This window comes from Microbacterium sp., assembly GCF_029263575.1.
Classification (GTDB): domain Bacteria; phylum Actinomycetota; class Actinomycetes; order Actinomycetales; family Microbacteriaceae; genus Microbacterium.
This window is the reverse complement of record NZ_JAJUFV010000043.1, coordinates 1-19781: the sequence shown is the minus strand read 5'-3', so window position 1 is coordinate 19781 and position 19781 is coordinate 1. Positions and strand designations below refer to the sequence as shown.

General features: G+C 68.1%; 16 protein-coding genes and 1 pseudogene. 11 read left to right on the top strand and 6 right to left on the bottom strand.

The window, feature by feature from the left end; all coding sequences use genetic code 11:
• Nucleotides 1-602: pseudogene (locus Q1J95_RS06480) on the bottom strand (preprotein translocase subunit SecA); the annotation flags it as partial.
• A 179-nt stretch (nt 603-781) separates the two neighbouring features.
• Between Q1J95_RS06480 and Q1J95_RS06475 the strand changes: the two are divergent.
• From Q1J95_RS06475 to Q1J95_RS06460, 4 genes are all read left to right on the top strand, one after another.
• On the top strand, nt 782-1393 hold the full coding sequence (locus Q1J95_RS06475; RefSeq protein ID WP_300266557.1) for a PadR family transcriptional regulator: 612 nt from the start codon (nt 782-784) through the stop codon (nt 1391-1393).
• Nucleotides 1390-2112 carry an ABC transporter ATP-binding protein gene (locus Q1J95_RS06470; RefSeq protein WP_300266556.1) on the top strand — a complete coding sequence of 241 codons (723 nt, stop codon included), beginning with the start codon at nt 1390-1392 and terminating at the stop codon, nt 2110-2112. Before Q1J95_RS06475 ends, Q1J95_RS06470 begins: the two co-directional genes overlap by 4 nt.
• A gap of 74 nt (nt 2113-2186) precedes the next feature.
• Nucleotides 2187-4901, top strand: coding sequence for an FtsX-like permease family protein (locus Q1J95_RS06465; RefSeq protein WP_300266555.1), 2715 nt, complete (start codon nt 2187-2189; stop codon nt 4899-4901).
• 42 nt (nt 4902-4943) lie between these two features.
• Nucleotides 4944-6272 (top strand): hypothetical protein, encoded by a 1329-nt coding sequence (locus Q1J95_RS06460; RefSeq protein ID WP_300266554.1) that lies wholly within the window; start codon nt 4944-4946, stop codon nt 6270-6272.
• A 69-nt stretch (nt 6273-6341) separates the two neighbouring features.
• Here the strand turns inward: Q1J95_RS06460 and raiA are convergent, their stop codons facing one another.
• From raiA to mtrA, 5 genes are all read right to left on the bottom strand, one after another.
• Entirely contained in the window at nt 6342-6998 is a 657-nt protein-coding gene (gene raiA, locus Q1J95_RS06455; protein WP_300266553.1) for a ribosome-associated translation inhibitor RaiA, read from the bottom strand.
• A 96-nt stretch (nt 6999-7094) separates the two neighbouring features.
• On the bottom strand, nt 7095-7760 hold the full coding sequence (locus Q1J95_RS06450) for a ComF family protein (protein WP_300266552.1): 666 nt from the start codon (nt 7758-7760) through the stop codon (nt 7095-7097).
• Between the two features lie 88 nt (nt 7761-7848).
• On the bottom strand, nt 7849-9561 hold the full coding sequence (locus Q1J95_RS06445) for a GerMN domain-containing protein (RefSeq protein WP_300266551.1): 1713 nt from the start codon (nt 9559-9561) through the stop codon (nt 7849-7851).
• Nucleotides 9558-11270, bottom strand: a complete 1713-nt coding sequence (mtrB, locus tag Q1J95_RS06440; protein WP_300266550.1) for an MtrAB system histidine kinase MtrB — start codon at nt 11268-11270, stop codon at nt 9558-9560. Before mtrB ends, Q1J95_RS06445 begins: the two co-directional genes overlap by 4 nt.
• A gap of 9 nt (nt 11271-11279) precedes the next feature.
• A complete protein-coding gene (gene mtrA, locus Q1J95_RS06435) occupies nt 11280-11960 on the bottom strand; it encodes an MtrAB system response regulator MtrA (RefSeq protein WP_300266549.1) in 681 nt (226 codons plus the stop codon).
• Nucleotides 11961-12131: 171 nt separating this feature from the next.
• Between mtrA and Q1J95_RS06430 the strand changes: the two genes are divergently transcribed.
• The 7 genes from Q1J95_RS06430 to Q1J95_RS06400 all read left to right on the top strand — a co-directional run bounded on the left by Q1J95_RS06430 (nt 12132) and on the right by Q1J95_RS06400 (nt 19617).
• On the top strand, nt 12132-13517 hold the full coding sequence (locus Q1J95_RS06430) for a hypothetical protein (protein WP_300266547.1): 1386 nt from the start codon (nt 12132-12134) through the stop codon (nt 13515-13517).
• Nucleotides 13514-14176 (top strand): DUF4129 domain-containing protein, encoded by a 663-nt coding sequence (locus Q1J95_RS06425; RefSeq protein ID WP_300266545.1) that lies wholly within the window; start codon nt 13514-13516, stop codon nt 14174-14176. Before Q1J95_RS06430 ends, Q1J95_RS06425 begins: the two co-directional genes overlap by 4 nt.
• Nucleotides 14173-15342 carry a DUF4350 domain-containing protein gene (locus Q1J95_RS06420; protein WP_300266544.1) on the top strand — a complete coding sequence of 390 codons (1170 nt, stop codon included), beginning with the start codon at nt 14173-14175 and terminating at the stop codon, nt 15340-15342. Before Q1J95_RS06425 ends, Q1J95_RS06420 begins: the two co-directional genes overlap by 4 nt.
• 32 nt (nt 15343-15374) lie before the next feature.
• Entirely contained in the window at nt 15375-16298 is a 924-nt protein-coding gene (locus Q1J95_RS06415) for a MoxR family ATPase (RefSeq protein ID WP_300266558.1), read from the top strand.
• 1 nt (nt 16299) lies between these two features.
• Nucleotides 16300-17607 (top strand): DUF58 domain-containing protein, encoded by a 1308-nt coding sequence (locus Q1J95_RS06410; RefSeq protein ID WP_300266543.1) that lies wholly within the window; start codon nt 16300-16302, stop codon nt 17605-17607.
• Nucleotides 17608-17679: 72 nt separating this feature from the next.
• On the top strand, nt 17680-18117 hold the full coding sequence (locus tag Q1J95_RS06405; RefSeq protein ID WP_300266541.1) for a Fur family transcriptional regulator: 438 nt from the start codon (nt 17680-17682) through the stop codon (nt 18115-18117).
• A gap of 3 nt (nt 18118-18120) precedes the next feature.
• Entirely contained in the window at nt 18121-19617 is a 1497-nt protein-coding gene (locus tag Q1J95_RS06400) for a catalase (RefSeq protein ID WP_300266540.1), read from the top strand.
• Nucleotides 19618-19781: the final 164 nt, after the last annotated feature.

Below are 19781 nucleotides of genomic sequence, written 5' to 3'. Positions count from 1 at the left end.
TCGCGCTGAACGAGGTCGTTCTTGCTCCACGCCATGTTGTCGCGCAGGTAGTCGAATCCGAACTCGTTGTTCGTGCCGTAGGTGATGTCGGCGGCGTACTGCTCGCGCCTGACGGCGGGAGTCTGGCCGGATACGATGATGCCGGTCGTCATGCCGAGCGCGCGGAACACGCGGCCCATGAGCTCGGCCTGGTACGAGGCGAGGAAGTCGTGGACGGTGAGGATGTGAACGCCCTTGCCGGCGATGGCATTGAGGTAGGCGGGGAAGGTCGCGACCAGCGTCTTGCCCTCACCGGTCTTCATCTCCGCGATGTTTCCGAGGTGGAGGTCGGCCCCACCCATGAGCAGCACATCGTAGGCACGCATGCCCAGGGTGCGCTTGGCAGCCTCGCGGACGGCGGCGAATGCCTCGGGCATGAGCTTGTCGAGCGTCTCCCCCTTGTCGAAACGCGCGCGCAGCTCGGTGGTCTCGTTCGCGAGCTCGTCGTCGGTGAGCTTCTCGAAGTCCTCCTCGAGCGCGTTCACGGCCTTCGCGACCTGGGTCAGGCGGCGAAGAATACGACCTTCACCCGCGCGCAGCAGCTTCTCAAGAGGATTCGCCACGTAAGTCATCTCCCTGTTGTGGGTCAGTTCCCAGCCACCCAGATCGGGCTTCGGTGCCGGGCATACCTTGCCATGTTACCGGGCAGTGACCTTTGCGTCGTCTGCATAAGTGGATGCATTTCCCGCCCCCACCACGTTTCCGGGTATGTATATACTCGGAAACGACTTCAGGAGGTCACATGTCGGTTCGACAGAGTCTGCTCGCCATCCTCGATCAGGGCCCGTGCTACGGCTATCAGCTGCGCCACGAATTCGACCGGCGCACCGGGTCGACGTGGCCGCTCAACGTGGGCCAGATCTACAACACCCTCGAGCGGCTGGAGCGCGATGGCCTCGCCGAGCGCGGTGAAGCCGACGAGCACGGTCACGTCTACTGGCAGATCACGGATGCCGGATCCGCCGAGGTCGCCGCATGGCTGTCCTCCCCCGTCGTGCGCACCCAGGCGACGCGCGACGAACTCGCCATCAAGCTCGCGGTCGCCGCGACACTGCCGGGCGTCGATGTCGCCGCTGTCATCCAGGCTCAGCGGCGCGCGTCGCTGTCGCATCTGCAGGAGCTGCAGCGAGCGAAGTACGCCGGCGGCGATCCCGAGGGCTCGGCTGAACTCGCCTGGTCGCTCGTGGTCGATTCGATGATCTTCGCCGCCGAAGCCGAAGTGCGCTGGCTCGATCACACCGAGCAGCGCCTCGCGTTGCATCCGCACCATGCCATGGGACTCGAGCTCACCACCGAACGCCCCAAACGCGGCCGCCCGGCGCAGGCGCCCCAGAGCGAGGCGGCCGCACGATGACCGAGACGGTTCTGCAGCTCATCGGCGTCACGCAACAGTATGGCCAGGGTGCCACGGCGGTATCGGCACTCTCCGGCGTCGACCTTGAGGTCCGCCAGGGCGAGCTGGTCGCCATCATGGGCGCTTCGGGTTCGGGCAAGTCGACGCTGCTGTCGATCGCGGGCGGTCTGGCGATGCCGACCACCGGAGAGGTGATCGTGGAGGGCGCGTATCTGAGCGAGCAGAGCCGCGCACAGCTGGCGAAGCTCCGTCGGCGCTCTCTGGGCTTCGTCTTCCAGGACTTCAACCTCATCCCGACCCTCACCGCGATGGAGAACGTCACCCTCCCGCTGGAACTCGACGGCTTTCGCGGCCGCGTCGCCCGCCGGGCGGGCAAGGATGCTCTCGCCTCTGTGGGCCTGTCCGACAAGCACGATGCCTACCCCGACGATCTCTCCGGCGGACAGCAGCAGCGTGTCGCGATCGCCCGCGCTGTGGTGGGCGGCAGACGGCTGATCCTCGCCGACGAGCCGACGGGGGCCCTGGATTCGGTCACCGGCGAGATGGTGCTGAAGATGCTGCGAGCGCGCGTGGATGCCGGAGCCGCCGGCATCCTCGTCACACACGAGGCGCGGCATGCGGCGTTCGCCGATCGCGTGGTGTTCCTCCGCGACGGGCGCATCGTGGACGAGTCCCGCCGATCGGATGCCGATGCGCTGCTGTCGGGCGTCACACCGTGAGCGCGGGCTCGCGCTGGAGGATCGCCGGACGACTCGCTCGCAGACAGGTGCGGCGCACCATCTCGTCGAGTGTCATGATCGTCACCCTGATCGCGCTGCCGATCGCGGCGATGACCGCTTTCGCCGTCGTGATGTGGAGCACCGTCGCCACGCCAGAAGAAGAGGTGCACGCCGAGCTCGGGCAGATGCAGGCCTGGGTGCAGCCGGTGGGCGCCCCGGACTCGGGGTTCTGGCAGGCCCCCACTCAGCCGTCGTGGAACGGTTACGAGCTGCAGAGCAACGGTGAGATGATCGCCCCCGAGGGCGCGCCGTTGGATGACCCCGCCGGCGCCCTGCCCGCGGGTGCCGAGACGATCCCGGTTGTGGAGGGGCAGGTTCGCACGGCGACCGACGACGGCGTCGCCTCCGTCTCGGCATGGGCCGGCGAGGTATGGCATGAGCGCTTCGCCGGGCGTTTCGATCTGGTCGACGGGCGAGCCGCGCAGACAGCGAGTGAGGCGCTGGTCACGCCTGCGGCCCTGAAGCGCATCGGCACCTCTATCGGCGGCGAGATCGCCCTGCCCGACACCGACGACACGTACACGGTCGTCGGAACCATGACGGCGGCCTACACCCCCGCCGACCAGGCCGTGCTGTTCCTCCCGGCGGATGCTCCGGTCAGCGGCAGCACGAAGTGGTTCCTGCCGGAGCGCTCATTGAGCTGGGCTGATGTGCAGGCGCTCAACGAGCAGGGCATCATCGCGTATTCACGCGAGGTCGTGCTCGACCCCCCCGCGACCGAGACCGCGGACCCGTGGGGAAACGCGTACGACCAGTCGAGCGGTGTGATGTGGTCGCTGTTCGGAATCCTCGCGGCCGCGGCCGCCTTCGCCGCGTACGTGGTGATCATGCTCGCTGGCGCCGCGTTCTCGGTCGCGGCCCGGCGGCAGCAGCGTTCCCTCGCGGTCGCGGCGAGCGTGGGGGCGGCTCCAGCTGATCTGCGCCGCACGATCGTGCTGCAGGGCACGGCACTGGGTCTCATCGGCGGAGTCGCCGGTCTCGCGCTGGGTGTGGGCGTGGGCGCAGGGATCATCGCCCTCACCGATGACGGCTCCGGCACGCGGTACTGGGGCTTTCATGTGCCGTGGCTCGCCCTTGCCGCCATCGCGATCTTCTCCGTGCTGGTGGGAACCGCCGCCGCGGCCGTTCCTGCCCGCTCGGTCTCGCGCACCGACACGCTGAGCGCGCTGCGCGGAGCACGTCGTCCCCAGGTGCCGCGCGCATCCAGGCCCGTGTGGGGATCGATCATCCTCGTCATCGGCGTCGCACTCACGATCGCCAGCGCGGTCGGCACAGCCGCCCTCCAGTCGGTCTCGCAGGAGGACATCGCCTGGGACTCTCCCCTGCGTGCGATCCCGCCGTTCGGCATCGTGATCGGGCCGATCCTCGTGCAGGTGGGAATCCTGCTCTCCGGGCGCTGGCTGCTCTGGCTCACCTCGCGCGTGCTGTCACGAGTGAGCCTGGCGGCGCGCATCGCGACGAGGGATGCCGCGGCCAATGCCTCGCGCACGGTCCCCGCCTTCGCCGCGATCGGAGCGACCGTGTTCATCGCGGTGTTCGCGCTGTCACAGGCTTCGATGCAGAACGCCAGCACCGCCCGGCACTGGTACTACCAGGCCCCAGTCGGTGCGCTCAGCGTGGAGTTCTATCCGGGTGGCGAAGGAATGGTCGAGCCGCTGACCGCCGATGAAGCCGCCCTCGCGGCCGAATCGGCGACCGAGATCGTGACGGATGCCGGTGCAGACAGCGTCGTCGCGATTCACCGGCAGTCCGAGCATTGGAACTTCGCATCCGTCTCCGATGTTCCGGAGGATCTGCTCACCGTCATCCCCGTGATGCCCGAGGATCAGCTCCTGGATCCTGGCACCGGCATGTCCTTCAGCAGCGGGCAGGACCGCACGATATCGGTGATCGACGCGGACGGCCTCTCCGCGGCCATCGGCGCCGAGCTCAGCGATGCGCAGCTGAGCGCCTACCGAGACGGAGCTGCGCTGGTCACCGATGCACAGTGGGTGAGCGACGGCACGCTCGACGTCGGCACCTGGACCGTGCGCGATGCCTACGAAGACCGGGTGCCCAGCGCCATCTGGGCGCGCCCTCCTGGCGCGCCGCCGATCGCCGACCCGCAGCGTGAGGTCCAGCTCGATGCTCTCACGGTCGATCTGCCGCACCAGCCGAACGCGATAGCCGTCTCCCCCGAGACCGCCGACGAGCTCGGCATGGTCACCGAGCCGGTGAAGGTCGTCGCGACCTTCGCTGATCCCCTCACGGATGAGCAGCTGGACCGCATCCGATCGCACGCCGAGCTGCTCAGCACGGCCGATACGGTTCTCTCTCCGTACCTCGAGCACGGCCCGGACGAGGACGCCTTCTGGATGATCCCGATCCTCGCGGGTGTCGGCGTACTCGTGCTCGCGGCCTCCTCCGTCGCGCTGGGCCTCGCACGCTTCGAGCGGCGCCCCGACGACGCGACGCTCACCGCGATCGGCACGACTCCGCAACTGCGCCGGCGCATCGAGTTCTGGCAGGGCCTGCTCATCGCCGGGTTCGGTACGGTCACCGGCACCGTCGCCGGCGTGCTCCCCGCCATCGGGTTCGCGATCCAATCCCAGGGTAGGCTCCTCATCGCCGACACTCCGTGGATCGCCCTGGCCGGGCTGGCTGTCGCACTGCCGTTGCTGATCGCCGTGGCATCCTGGCTGATCCCTCCGCGTGCCGCCGATCTCACCCGGCGCACGGTGATCGCGTGACGCTCACAGCCCGCGGCTTGCCAGAGTAAGTAGGATCATTCCATGGCCGGTTTCTGGGGTAGACGCAAGCGCGAACAAGAAGCACAAGCAGCACAGGACGCCACACTGGCACGCGAGGCGGAGAGGGCGCTCGTCGCGGCAGACGAGCGCATTCGCACGGCCGCCGATGAGCTCGTGTTCGCCGAGGCCGAGCTCGGAACATCGCTCACGAAAGATCTGAAGGCCGCGCTCGAAGCCGTGCGCACGCACCTGCGCGAGGCATTTCATCTGCACCAGCTCAACCACGATGAGATCCCTGACACGGATGAAGAGCTGCGCACCCGCAACGCGCGCATCAAGCAGCTGTGCGACTGGGCAGAAGACCTGCTCGATGAGAAGACCGCGGCACTCGCCGAGGCCGTCGCCACGGTGCGAAACGCGCCCCAGGTTCGCGCGAAGGTGCGCTCGGATGCCGAGGCGCTGACCGCACGACTCCCCCAGGCCCGCAGCATCATCGAGCGCCTCGCCACCCGCTATGCCGACTCCGCCGTGCACCAGATCAGCAACAGCGCCGAAGAGGCCGAACAGCTCATCGCCTTCGCCACGCACGGGGCCGACGTCGCCGAGCGCCGCCGCGCCGCGAAGCAGAACGAAGAAGCCAACCTCGCGCTCGAAACCGCGACCGAGGCCATTCGCCGCACGAGTGTGATCCTCGACGCGGTCGAGGACTTCGAGATCGAAGCGCTGCGCGCCGAGTCGACACTTGCCGAGGTCGTGGCCGATTCCCGCGGAGACATCATCGCCGCACGCAGCGCTCCGAAAGTTCCCGAGGTGGCCGAGGCGATCACCGCACTTGAGCAGGCGCTCGAATCCCTCGCCCCGGCTGGCTCACGCAACGACCCGTTCGCTGAGCTGACCCAGCTGCGAAGCGCCAACACCGCCCTCGACGACGCGATCGCCAAGGCGCACTACCGCCAAGAGAATCCCCTTCCGAGCGTCACCCAGGTGCAGCACTCTCTCGACGACGCCGACCGCCAGCTCGGCGTCGCGCGTGGCCTCATCTCGGGCCACCGCGGCTGGATCGGCGCCGATGCCCGCACGCGCCTCGCCGAAGCCGAGCGGCTGCGCGTCGACATCCCCGAGCTCATCCAGCCCGAAGACACTCGCGAGCAGGCGCTCGTCGCCTCTCGCCGCGTGGCACAGCTCGCCGCCGAGGCGCTGCAGCTCGCGCAGCACGACATCGACTCCGCGCGCCCTCAGCAGCAGGGCTGGGGCGACGACGGTTGGGGCGGCGGCTGGGGAGGCGGACGCCGCGGCGGAGGCGGCGATGTCATGGGCGGCATCATGGGCGGCCTCGTCATCGGCAGCATCCTCGACGGTATCTTCGACTGACGTATACAGAGAAGCGGATGCCGACCCTTCGACGAACTCAGGGAGCGGCATCCGCTTCGGTCTTGCCTCCTAGGACGCGAGCGCCTGTGTCGGCGGAGCCTGGGTCTCGAGGGCGATCACGCCGTAGTCCCAGCCCTTGCGGCGGTAGACGACGCTGGGGTGATCGGTGCGAACATCCACGAACAGGAAGAAGTCGTGTCCGACGAGCTCCATCCGGTCGACGGCTTCTTCGACCGTCATCCATTCAGCATCGAAGCTCTTCGTGCGGATGACGACGGGCGAGTACGGCTCCTCTTCCTCGTGCTGCACCGGTACGGTTCCGGTGGCGACAGCGTGCAGAACATCGGCGGAGGCCGGTTCGACGTCGATTCCGGTCAGCGAGCCGGTCTCCTTCTCGAAGTGCGGACCGCGCGGATGCTGACGCCCGTCGACGCGCTTCTCCTTCGCGCGACGCAGCTGCTCAGAGAGCTTGTCGACGGCAAGGTCGAGTGCGACGAATTTGTCGCCATCGACAGCCTCGGCGCGGATGATCGGGCCCTTGCCCACGAGCGTGAGCTCAACGGTCTCATCAGGAACACGCCCGCCACGGTACGCACGATGGGTGACCTTGACGTCCAGCCGCTGCGCTTTGGCCGCGAGCGGTTGAACTTTGGCGAGCTTCTCCTCGACAACGGTTCGGAAGCGGTCGGTGATGCCCACACCAACGCCAACGATGCTCGTTTCCATTGTGTCTCCTTGTCCCGGTCCTCCCGGCCAAGGGCGGACCGTTGTCGCCTTGTGACCCCCACCGTAGCCTGCGTTCGTTCGGATGTCACGACACTTTCATGATGCGTTTGACGTGAATTCACGATGACGTGGTGTGGCTGCGAGGGTGACGGCTCCGAGCATGCGGTTTCCTGCGGCTGTGAGCGCCCGCGCCGCTTCGTCCAGCGTCGCTCCGGTCGTGATCACATCGTCGACGAGAAGGATGTCGCGACCGCCCCGGGCGTGTCGCACCCGCATGCTCTGAGCGACGTTGCGGCGTCGCTCGGCGATGTCGAGGCCGCGCTGGTCTGCCGTCGTGCGTGTCGGCGCCAGCAGTCTGCTCACCGAGAGCCCGGCGCGCCGGATCAGCAGATCGGGTACCCGGTAGCCGCGGCGTCGGAAGGCGGCGCGGCTGGTCGGTACAGGCACCAACCGTGCGCGCCCCGTGCCCGGGAGGAATTCATCGATCGCCACACGCAGTGCCGCGCCGAGCGGGCGAGCCAGCAACGTCTCGCCCTCTTCTTTCAGACGTCGGATGCATCGTGCCGGCACCCCTTCGTACGTCAGGGCCGCGACCACCGGCATCCCGCCCGGTGTCGTCCTGTGCACCGGATCGGCGACCAGGACGTCACGACACCAGCGACACAGCAGTGTGCCGGGGAGGTCGCAGCCGCTGCAGCATCCGGAAAGCAGGAAGGCTGCGATCTCGTCGACGAGTGCCGGCGTACGTGATCGATCGCACATGCCTCGAGACTGGCGCGGCCCGGCACCTCCGGAAGCGCTCGACAGCGCGAACGGTGGATAACGCGCCAGATTCGGAGACTGTGCCGTACTACTGGCCGGCGTGGGTGCCGAGGACGAGCACGTCCGTGAGCCCGCGTTGCCAGGTGCTTCCCCGCTGTGCGAAGAGCACGCCCTTGTCGTTGAGGATGCGCACGGCGCTCGACAGCGCGCCTCCAGAGATCGACCGCGCTCCCTCGGGAGCGGCGGCGCGCGCGCCCGGCCCGCCGACGCCCTGCGTCAGCACGAGACGGCTCTCTCCGTCGTCGATCAGCACGCTCAGCGCGTCGCTGCCGACCCACGAGAGGCCGATCGCCTTCCCGCTCAGCTGCGCGACCGGGTGCGTCGGGCCGAGTTCGACGGGTACCTGATTCTCATCGCGCACGATCGCCGCAGCGACGACCCACCGCTGCCCGCCCCTCGTGACGACGGCTGCGACACGCGCGCCGTCCGGGCCGACCCGCAGCTGCGAGATCGAGGATGCCTCGGGGAAGGCATTCAGATCAGTCACCGCAGTGACGTTCGGTTCCCAGGCGATGAGCTCCTGCGGGGCGCCCGCCGGCACAGTCCACGTGTACCCGTACGGGTCGATGCTGGGGGCGATGAGCCCCGCACGCGCATCGAGCTCGTCGACGTTGCCGTCCGCGATCGTATAGACCGCGCCGGTGTCGAGCTGCACCGACGCCCGCGTGTTGCCCTGCGCCATATCGATGGCGCGCACAGACGACGCCAGCTCGACGATCTCAGCGGACACTCCGTCATACGACGTGATCTCATCGCCCAGGTACGTGCCGAACTCCGACTCGGTCAGCACCACGGCGCCGGTGGTTACCGGGTCTGCTTCCACTGTCGCCCTCCCCGCATTCAGATCGCGCCCGTTGACGGTGAAGCGCACCTCACTGACGCCGGCTCGCTGCAGCGTCGCCTCGAGCTGCGTGCGCATCCTGGCCAGCTGCGTGGCTTCTAGCGTCAGCGCGGTCGAGGTCAACTCGACCGTTGCCACCTTGTCTTCGCTCACGGGCACCGCATCACGCACAAGCGATACGTCGCTCGGGAAGGCGCTGCGCACCGCGGGAAGCAGCCATTCGCTGGGAGCGCCGGAAAGCAGCGACTGCGTCAGGGTCGTCGCGATCTGCATGCGACGCGGGTACCACCGCACATCCGGCACCAGTCGCGTCCAGCTCTGGTCGTAGTACTGCAGCGAATACTGGCGGTACACCTGGGTGAAGGCTTCGGCGTCGAGCACGATCCCGTCGGCCGCCGTCATGATCCGCCACTCGCCCTCGTCATTGCGCGCCACCTCGAAAGAGGCCACCGATTGGTCGCCCGAGAGCTCGGTGTACGCCCCGCGCTCGTCGACGCGGGCGACCTGGTCGAGCAGCACCCGGACCTTTCCGCGCTCGGCCTCGTCCTGGTCGCCGACCACTTCGGCGTTGAACTCGCGTGCAGCCGCGCTGGAATCGATCGTCACGCCGATGCTGGGCCGCCATGTCGCGGCGAGCTCGGGCGCCAGGAACTCACGGGCGATCTTCCATCCGTCGGTCGGGGTGAGTGCGGCATCGAGGAACCCCTCCACGATCTGCTCGGGGCTCGCACCCTCCAACGGCTCAGCCGCGATCTGGCTGATGTCGGGCGGGAGTGCGACGTCATCCCTGGCCAGCCCGACGCCGACGTCACCGGAGGTCGGAAGCCCCGCACAGGCAGTGAGCGCCACGGCGAGCGCGGTCAGTGCCGCGATCGCAGCCCTGCGTCGTCGAAGACTCATGAGCGATCCTCCTCGCCGGTGTCCGTATCCGGCTGCGTCTCGGTGAAGAACATCTCGCGCAGCTCCGTGAGCTGAATGGGCTGCGTGGCGCCGCTGACGTCCGAGAGAGTCTCCTGCGGCTCCACTGGAACCGGGGAGGGTCCGTGCAGCTCGCCATCGTGCCGAGGAATGGTGAGGACGAAGTTCGTTCCGACCGCGAGCTCCGACCACACGGCGAGGGTTCCGCCGTGGAGCCGGGCATCGCCCAGGGCGATCGACAACCCGAGGCCGGTGCCGCCGATGGTCCGCTGGCGTGACGGGTCGGCACGCCAGAAGCGGTCGAACACGCGCTCGGCGTCTGCCGGGTGCATGCCGAGTCCGAAATCGCGCACGCCGACGGCCACCGCATCCTGATTGCTGTCGACGGTGACGACGACCGGATGCCCCTCGCCGTGCTCGATCGCATTGCCGACGAGGTTGCGCAGCACACGACGTACGCGCCTCGGATCCATCTCGACCGGCGAGTACCCTCCGGGGGCGACCAGACGCAGCTCGGAGCCGCGCTCGTCCGCCAGCGGCTTCATCTGCTCGATGATGTCTTCGGCGAGCTCGGCGAGGCTCGTCGACTCGAGCTCCAGCTGCACCGAGCCCGCGTCGTAGCGGCTGATCTCCAGCAGATCGTTCAGCAGCGTCTCGAATCGCTGCACCTGCGTGTGCAGGAGCTCGGCGGTGCGATTGGTCGTCGCATCGAACTGGTCACGCTGGTCGTTGAGCATGTCGGCTGCCAGCCGGATGGTCGTCAACGGCGTTCGCAGTTCGTGCGAGACGTCGGAGACGAAGCGCTGCTGCACCAGGGAGAGCTCGCCGAGCTCTTTGATCTGCGCTTCGATGCTGTCTGCCATCGCGTTGAACGAGCTCGCCAGCGTCGCCAATTCGTCTTCGCCGTGCACCTCCAGCCGCACCTCGAGCTCTCCCGAGGCGAGACGCGCGCTGGTCTCGGCTGCCTCGATGATGGGCCCCGACACCAGCCGCAGCACGATCCATGAGATGCCGGCGACGATCGCGATGAGGATGAGACCGGCCACCCACAGCGTGCTTTGCACGAATCGCAGGGTCTGCTCGGAATCGGCGAGGTCGTAGGCGATGTAGACCTCGAACGCGCCGACCTCTGGCACGAACAGCTGCTGGCCGACGACGATGCCCGGCGACGCGGACCCATCGCTCATGGGCAGGGCGATGGACTGCCACGACTGTCGGTCAGGGAAGGCGACGACGCGCTCACGCAGCCCGGCGCTGAGCAGATCGCCGCTCAGGCCGCCCACGGTGAAGCCGTTCACACCGGTGCCCACGGGCGGCCGATCGATCGGGTACACGGCGATCAACGACGACGCCGCCGCACGCGGGATCGCGGCAGACACCTCGCCCCACAGGGCGCGCAGCGATGAGGACTCATCGGAGACGTCGGCCGAATCCAGCGTCTCCTGTGCCTGGTTCACCGCACTCAGAGCGTCGTACAGCACCTGATCGCGGCGCGACTCGAACAGGTTGTTCTGGATCACCAGCGCCATCGTCACGCTCGTGATGAAGATCGCCAGCGACGTCAGCAGCAGCGTGATCGTGATGGTGCGAAAGCGCAGCGAGCTGCGCCACAGCGTTCGCACGGTCGCCGGCCACCCCCGCCAGTCCCGCCAGAGTGTGACTGCGGTGGGGGTCGCGCTCGTCGCGGTCACCCCGATGTCCTAGCTGACGCTTCCAGCCCGATAGCCGACCCCGCGAACCGTCATGACGATCTTCGGCATATCGGGGTCGAGCTCGACCTTGGCCCGAAGCCGCTGCACGTGCACGTTGACGAGGCGCGTGTCGGCCTTGTAGTGATACCCCCACACCTGCTCGAGCAGCATCTCGCGGGAGAAGACCTGCTGCGGTTTCGAGGCGAGCGCGACGAGCAGCTGGAACTCGAGCGGCGTGAGCGGGATGGGCGTCGAGTCCCGACGCACCTCGTGCGCGTCGACGTCGATGACGAGGTCGCCGATGCGCAGGACCTCGCTGCTGGCAGGGGCCACCGGACGCAGACGTGTGCGGATGCGGGCGACGAGCTCTTTCGGGTTGAAGGGCTTGACCATGTAGTCGTCGGCGCCGACTTCGAGGCCGCGCACGACGTCTGCGGTGTCGGTGCGAGCGGTGAGCATGATGATCGGGATGCCGGACTCGGCACGGATGCGGGTGCAGATCTCAATGCCGTCCATGCCGGGCAGCATCAGATCGAGCAGGACGAGATCAGGGCGCTGGGTGCGCCACTCATCCACCGCTTTCGCTCCGTCTGCGCAGAAAACGGGGTCGAAGCCCTCGGTGCGCAGGACGATCCCGATCATCTCGGCGAGCGCGGTGTCGTCGTCGACCACAAGGATCCGTGAGGTCATCTGATCCCAGCCCCATCTTTCTCAGCATGTTCGCCGCTCAGCGGTAGCGGTCGGCGCAACGTTTCCCAGCGTACTTCATCACAACGTTTGCATCACGGTAGCGCCTCGCGGCGCTCATAGCGACAACGGCGGAATATGACACGATGGTGTTGCACGATCGGAGGGAGCGCGATGAGCGCACAGGGGTACGGCGGCGCGCCGGGATACAACAGCGCGCCCGGCTGGACGCCGGCGGTGAAACCGGGACTGATTCCGCTGCATCCGCTCACCTTCGGGGCGCTGCTGGGTAAGCCCTTCGCAGCGCTGCGGCATAACCCGAAGGTGCTGTTCGGATTCGCGATCGTGGTGCAGCTGATCGTCGCGATCATCAGCGGCGTGGTGGTGGGCGCCGTGCTGGTGTTCACCTTCCTGCGCATCGAGACGCTCACCCCCAGCCACCCCGACTTCTATCCGGTGCTGTGGGGATCCATCGCGATCAACGGGCTGGTCATCATCGCCATGGGGTTCGTGAGCCTCGCGTTCACCGCGATCATGCAGGGCGTCGTGGCCGCCAACATCGGCTACGCGGCCCTCGGCGAGAAGCCGAGTCTCGGCCGGTTGTGGCGTCTGATGCGCCCGGCGCTGTGGCGCCTGGTCGGCTGGAGCGTGCTGCAGGCTCTCGCGGCGTTCGTGATGATGGCGATCATCGGCGGCATCATCGCGCTGGGCATCATGGCCGGCGTCGGCGGCTCGGGCGAAGGCGTCGCCCTGGCGGTGGTCTTCGGCATCCTGCTCGTGCTGGGAATGATTCCGCTGTGGGTATGGCTGAGCACGAAGCTGCTGCTGGTGCCGTCGATCCTCGTCCTCGAACGGCCAGGCCTGCGCGAAGCGCTGGTGCGCTCGTGGCGACTGACCCGCGGCCGCTTCTGGGTCGCGTTCGGCGTCACCTTCCTCGTCAACGCGATCATGAGCACCGCCGTGGGCGTGGTGAGCATGCCGCTGTCGTTCATCGGCTCGCTGTTCGGCTCGCTGATCGCTCCCACCGGGCCGAATGATGCCTCTGGCATGGCCGTGTACATCATCACGTCGATCGCACCGCAGCTGCTGGTGTACGCCCTGCAGGCGGTGACCGTCGTCGTGCTGTGCGCTGCGGCCGCGTTCATCTACCTCGACTGCCGGATGCGCTACGAAGGCCTCGACCACAGCCTCATCAGCTACCTCGAACGACGCGATCAGGGTGTCAGCGACGACCAGCTCGGCGACCCCTTCGCTGTGGACCCTGCCCGCGCCGTCAGCAGCGCGCCACCGCCGAAGCCGCAGCCGCAGCCGCAGCCGCAGCCGACCTATGCCGCTCCCCCGGCGGGCTGGCCCCCGTATCCACCGCAGCAGTATCCACCGCAGCAGTATCCTCCCCAGCAGTACCCGCCACAGGCGTATCCCGCGCCGCAGCAGCACCCGGCGCAGCCGTACCCACCTCAAGCACCTCCCGCGTCCACGCCTCCGCCGCCGGCACCTCCGCCGCCGGCACCCCCGGCCGGCGGCGCACCGTGGGCACCGCCCGGGTCAGGCTCTGCATGATCATCGGGGTCGATCCCTACGCGCCGGAGGGCGACGAGGCACGTCGCTGGGCTGAAGAAGAGCTCAGTAAGCAGCGCTACGCAGATGCCAAGCCGACCTGGTTCGACTACCTGGCCGAAGACGTCGCGGAGTTCATCGCCGATCTGTTCTCGCCGGAGGCTGGCGGCCAGGTGGGCGGCGCGGCTCTGATCATCGTCGCTGTCGTGATCGTGGCGGCGCTGATCACGGTGCTCATCCTGTGGGGACGACCGCGCGTCTCGCGGCAGGTGAAGCGTCCCCGAACCGATCTTCTCGGCGAACGAGACAATCGCACGGCGGCGCAGCTGCGAGCGGATGCGGGGCGCAGCGCTCGCGAGGGCGACTGGGATGCCGCGACCGTGCTGCGCTTTCGCGCCATCGCGCGTGGCCTGCTCGAGCGCGATGTGATCGATCCTGCCCCGGGCGCCACCGCGCAGGCGATCGCCCGCGAGGCAGCGGCCGCATTCGGCGCCTACGCGGATGAGCTCTCGGCTGCCGCCAGCGCCTTCGACGACGTGCGCTACCTGAGCCACGCGGCATCCGAGGAAAGCTATCGCATGCTCGTCACGGCCGACGAGCATCTCATGACCGCGCGCGTGCCCGAGCCCGAGGCCGCCTCTCCGGCAGCGGTGCCGGTATGACGAGCACCGCCGTCCGGTCGACGGGAAAGCTGCGTTCGGCGCTGGGCTGGCTGCTCATCGTCGTGCTCGTGATCGCTTTCGCCCTGGTGATCGGCAGTCTCAGCGTCAGCACTCCGGAATCACGCGGAGCGCTCGACCCGGAAAGCGCGAAGGAATCCGGCTCAGCCGCCCTGGCTGAACTGTTGCGCGAGCAGGGTGTCGAGATCACGGTCGCCCGTTCACGCGCCGAAGCTGCTGCAGCACTCGACGACGACGCCACGCTCGCGATGGCCGACCCCTACGCGCTGTCGGACGAAGGGGTGGAAGAGCTCATCGCTCCCGCTGAGCACGTCGTGTTCCTCTCGAGCGCCTCGCGCCTGCTGCGCGTCTTGGATCTGGGTGAGAACGCGACCCCGCCGGCGGCGGAGCAGTTCACCCCCGAGTGCTCTCTGCCCGAGCTCGCGAACATCGGCTCGATCCGCCCCGACCGCTTCTTCACGCCCGCGGCCGGGGTCACCGGGTGCTTCGCCGATGAGAGCACCGAAGCCGCCGCCCTGCTGGTCGATGACCACGGCGATGGGCGCACCGTTCTTGTCGAAGGCAGCGCGCTGCTGAGCAACGAGCACCTGGCTGACAACGGCAACGCCGCGCTCGGGCTGGCGCTGCTCGGACAGAGCGACCGGCTCGTCTGGTACGTGCCGTCCTTCCAGGACACCGATATCGAAGCCGACACCGACGACACTCTCGCCTCGCTGACACCGACGTGGGTGACTCCGGCGATTCTGCTCCTGCTGATCGCGGGGATCGTCATCGCGATCGCGCGGGGGCAGCGCTTCGGACCGCTCGTCTCCGAGACGCTGCCGGTGACCGTGCGCGCCTCGGAGACGATGCTCGGTCGGGCACGGCTCACGGCCAAGGCCGCCGATGCCGCCCATGCCGCGGACGCTCTCCGCGATGGGTCGCTGCGACGCCTCGCGAAACGCCTCTCGCTGACCGAGAGGTCGCAGCCGACCGAGATCGCCGACGCCGCCGCTGATCGCCTGCGCATCCCCCGTGGATCACTGCAGCAGCTTCTCACCGGTCCGCTGCCGGAGACCGACGCGGATCTCATCGACGCTGCCCGCCAGCTCGCCGAACTCGAGGCGGCGGTCGGAGCCGTCGTCCATGTGGAAAGGAACACACCGTGACCGAACGAGATGAAGACCAGCTGCGGCAGGCCATGCACCGTGTGCGCGCGGAGGTCGACAAAGCCGTCATCGGCCAGGCCGGCACGGTCACCGGCCTGCTGGTGTGCCTGCTCTCACGCGGGCACGTGCTGCTGGAGGGTGTTCCCGGCGTCGCGAAGACGCTGGTGGTGCGCTCGTTCGCGCGGGCGCTGGGCTTGGACACGAAGCGTGTGCAGTTCACGCCCGACCTTATGCCGGGCGATGTGACCGGATCCCTCGTCTACGACGCGCGCACAGGCGAGTTCGAGTTCCGCCAGGGTCCGGTGTTCACCAATATCCTGCTGGCCGATGAGATCAACCGCACGCCCCCGAAGACGCAGGCAGCTCTCCTGGAGGCGATGGAAGAGCGCCAGGTCTCGGCCGATGGCACGAGCCGCGATCTGCCGGCCCCCTTCCTCGTGGCGGCCACGCAGAACCCCATCGAGCACGAGGGAACCTATTCGCTGCCGGAGGCGCAGCTCGATCGCTTCCTGATGAAACTGGTCGTCGAGATGCCCGAGCGCGACGCCGAGGTCACGGTGCTGCGTCTGCATGCCGGCGGCTTCTCGCCGCGCATGCTCACCGGCGTCGAAGCCGCCGTGACGGCGGACGAGATTCGCGCCGCCCAGGATGCGGCCGCGCGCGTCGAGGTGACCGATGAGGTGCTCGGCTACGTGGTCGACCTCGCGCGTGCGACGCGCCAGTCACCCTCGGTGCTGCTGGGCGCAAGCCCCCGCGCGTCGACCGGGCTTCTCGCCGCGGCGAAGGCCTGGGCATGGTTGAACGGTTCGACCGCGGTGACGCCGGATCACATTCAGACGATGCTCGTTCCGGTGTGGCGACACCGTCTGCAGCTGCGCCCGGACGCCGAGATGGAAGGCGTCTCTGCGGATGCCGTGCTGGCCTCTGTCATTCAGCAGACGCGGGTGCCGATCTAAAGTGTTCATCTCTGCTCGCCTCGCCCTGGTCGTCGGCATCGGTGTCATTCCACTCATCGCGTTCACCGCGATGGGTGCGCCGGTGTGGGCGGTGCTCGGTGGCTGGCTGCTGCTGTGCGTGGCGCTGCTGGTGGTCGATATCGTCCTCGCGGCGAGCGCCCGCCAGGTGACGGTGACGCGCCGCGTTGCCGAGCGCGCCCGGATGAATGAGCCGGTCGAGGTCAGCGTCGCTGTGCACAACCACGGCACGCGCACGCTCAATGCCCTGCTGCGCGATGCGTGGCAGCCGACGGCGGGGGCGAGCTCGCAGCGCCTGGCTCTGCAGGTTCCTGCGGGTGAGCGTCGTCGCATCGGCATCGCGCTGCGTCCGCGACGACGCGGCGAGTTGGTGAGTGAATTCGTCTTTCTGCGCTCGCGCGGCCCGCTGGGGCTCGGCGGCCGGCAGGCCCGACACGCTGTTCGCGGCGTGATCCGAGTGCTTCCGGCATTCGCATCGCGCAAGCATCTGCCGTCGCGCCTGGCGCGGCTGCGCGAGCTCGATGGCAACACGAGCATCCAGGTGCGCGGGCAGGGCACCGAGTTCGATTCGCTGCGCGAGTATGTGCGCGGCGATGATGTGCGCTCGATCGACTGGCGCGCCACGGCCCGCGCCGGCACCACGATGCTGCGAACGTGGCGCCCCGAGCGCGATCGTCACGTCGTGGTCCTCATCGACACCGGGCGGACGGCGGCGGCGCGCGTCGGTGATGGCACACGGTTGGATGCGGCGCTCGAAGCCTCGCTGCTGCTTGCCGCCCTCGCCGCACGAGCCGGAGACCATGTGCACCTGCTGCTCTACGACCGCGTCGTGCGCGGGCGGGTGACAGGCGTCGACGGCGCCGCACTGCTGCCGGCCATGACCGACGCGATGGCGCCGGTGCACGCGCGCCTGGTCGACACCGACTGGGCGGGGGCGTTCGCGGCCATTCGCACGCTCACCACGCGTCCGTCGCTCATCGTCGTGCTGACCGCACAGGATGCCGCGGAGTCGGCACGGTCGTTCCTCGGAGCCTTCCCCGATCCGTCGCGCTCGACCACGGTGCTGGTGGGCTCGGTGACGGACGACGCGATCGGTGAGATCGCCACCCAGCGAGATTCCCGCGAGGCGATCTATCTCGCGGCGGCCGCCGAGCGCACTCTGCGTGACGCGGAGAACGTGGCGGACGCGATCCGCCGCGCGGGAGGCGAAGCGATCGCTGCGGATCCCGAGGACCTGCCACCGCGCATCGCCGACCGGTACCTCGAGTTGAAGGCATCCGGCCGCCTCTGACGCCGCATCCGCCACTATAAAACTGAACGATTCGCTTTTGTGAATTATTCAGAATAGTGGCAGAATGGAGGCATGACGACGACACCGGCCACGATCGAGGCACCCGCACGCCTGCGCGCGGCCGGGCTTCGTGTGACGGTGCAGCGGGTGGCCGTGCTCGAGTCGCTCAGCGCGCACCCGCACGCCTCCGCTGAGCTCGTGCATTCCGCTCTGCCGCCGCACGTCAGCGGCGTCGCCTTGCCGACAGTGCACGGCATCCTGAACGACCTCACCGGGGCCGGCCTGGTGCGCCGCGTCAATCTTCCCGACGCCGGAAGCGCCCTCTACGAGGTGCAGCACGAACTCGACAATCACCACCATGTGCAGTGCGTCGAGTGCGGCCGCGTCGAAGACGTCGCCTGTGCCGTCGGCGAAGCCCCGTGCCTGCATCCGTCCCACGACCACGGCATGCGCATCCTCGAAGCCTCTGTGACCTACCGAGCCATCTGCTCTGATTGCGAAAGGAAATAGTGAATGACTGACAAGACTTTCACCACCACCCAGACCGGCACGCCCGTCGCCAGCGATTCCCAGTCGCTGACCACCGGCGCTGACGGCACGACGGCGCTGCACGACCGCTACCTGGTCGAGAAGCTCGCCTCGTTCAACCGCGAGCGCGTTCCCGAGCGCAACCCGCACGCCAAGGGCGGCGGCGCGTTCGGCGAGTTCGTCGTCACCGAAGACGTCTCGCAGTACACCCGTGCCGCGGTGTTCCAGCCCGGTGCGAAGAGCGAGACGCTGATCCGTTTCTCGTCCGTGGCCGGCGAGCAGGGCTCCCCCGACACCTGGCGCGACGTGCGCGGCTTCTCACTGCGCTTCTACACCACCGAGGGAAACCTCGACATCGTCGGCAACAACACCCCCACGTTCTTCCTGCGCGACGGCATCAAGTTCCCCGACTTCATCCACTCGCAGAAGCGTCTGCTCGGATCCGGTCTGCGCGATGCCGACATGCAGTGGGACTTCTGGACTCTCTCGCCCGAGTCGGCCCACCAGGTCACCTACGTCATGGGCGACCGCGGCCTGCCTCGTTCCTGGCGCCACATGAACGGCTACGGCTCGCACACCTACCAGTGGGTCAACGCCGCCGGCGAGCGCTTCTGGGTGCAGTACCACTTCCTGTCCCGCCAGGGCGTCGAGCCGATGTTCGCCGACGAGGCCGAGCGCATCGCCGGTGAAGACGCCGACTACTACCGTCGGGACCTCTACGAGTCGATCGAGAAGGGCGAGCACCCCTCGTGGGACGTCTACGTGCAGGTCATGCCCTATGAAGAGGCCAAGACCTACCGCTTCAACCCGTTCGACCTGACCAAAACCTGGTCGAAGAAGGACTACCCGCGCATCAAGGTCGGCACCTTCACGCTGAACCGCAACCCGCAGAACTTCTTCGCTGAGATCGAGCAGGCTGCCTTCTCGCCCGGCAACCAGGTTCCCGGGACCGGCATCTCACCCGACAAGATGCTGATGGCCCGCGTGTTCTCCTACCCGGACGCGCAGCGCTACCGCATCGGCACGAACTACAACCAGCTGCCGGTCAACCAGCCGCACGCCGCCCACACGAGCAACTACATGCACGAGGGCAACATGCAGTACCACTTCAACACGTCGGAGCACCGCGTCTACACGCCCAACTCCTACGGTGCGGCAGGCGGCCCGGAGGCTGACCCGCAGCGCGGCGTCGAGGCGAGCTGGGAGAACGACGGCAGCCTCGTGCGCAGCGCCGCAACTCTGCACTCCGAAGACGACGACTTCGGTCAGCCGCGCACGCTCATCAACGAGGTGTTCAGCGCCGAGGAGCGTCAGCGCTTCATCGAGACCCTCGTCGGCCAGTACAACAGCCTGACCGTCCCCGCCATCCAGGAGCGCTTCTTCTGGTACTGGGGTCAGGTCGACCAGAAGCTCGCCGACGAGGTGCGCGCACTGGCCGGTCTTCCGGTCGCCACCGCTGAGCCGGTGGGTGTCGGCGACTAATCAGCCGGCGGATTCCCGCGCGACACGCGCAACGCTTCGTGGGTCGTAGGCTAGGGCAACCCACCCAGGGTGTTTTCTGCGAGCACCTCGAGGAGGGGGAATGCGATGAGCGAATCGCTCGTCGAAGCTGAGACTGCGCTGCACACCACGTGTGAGAACCTCAC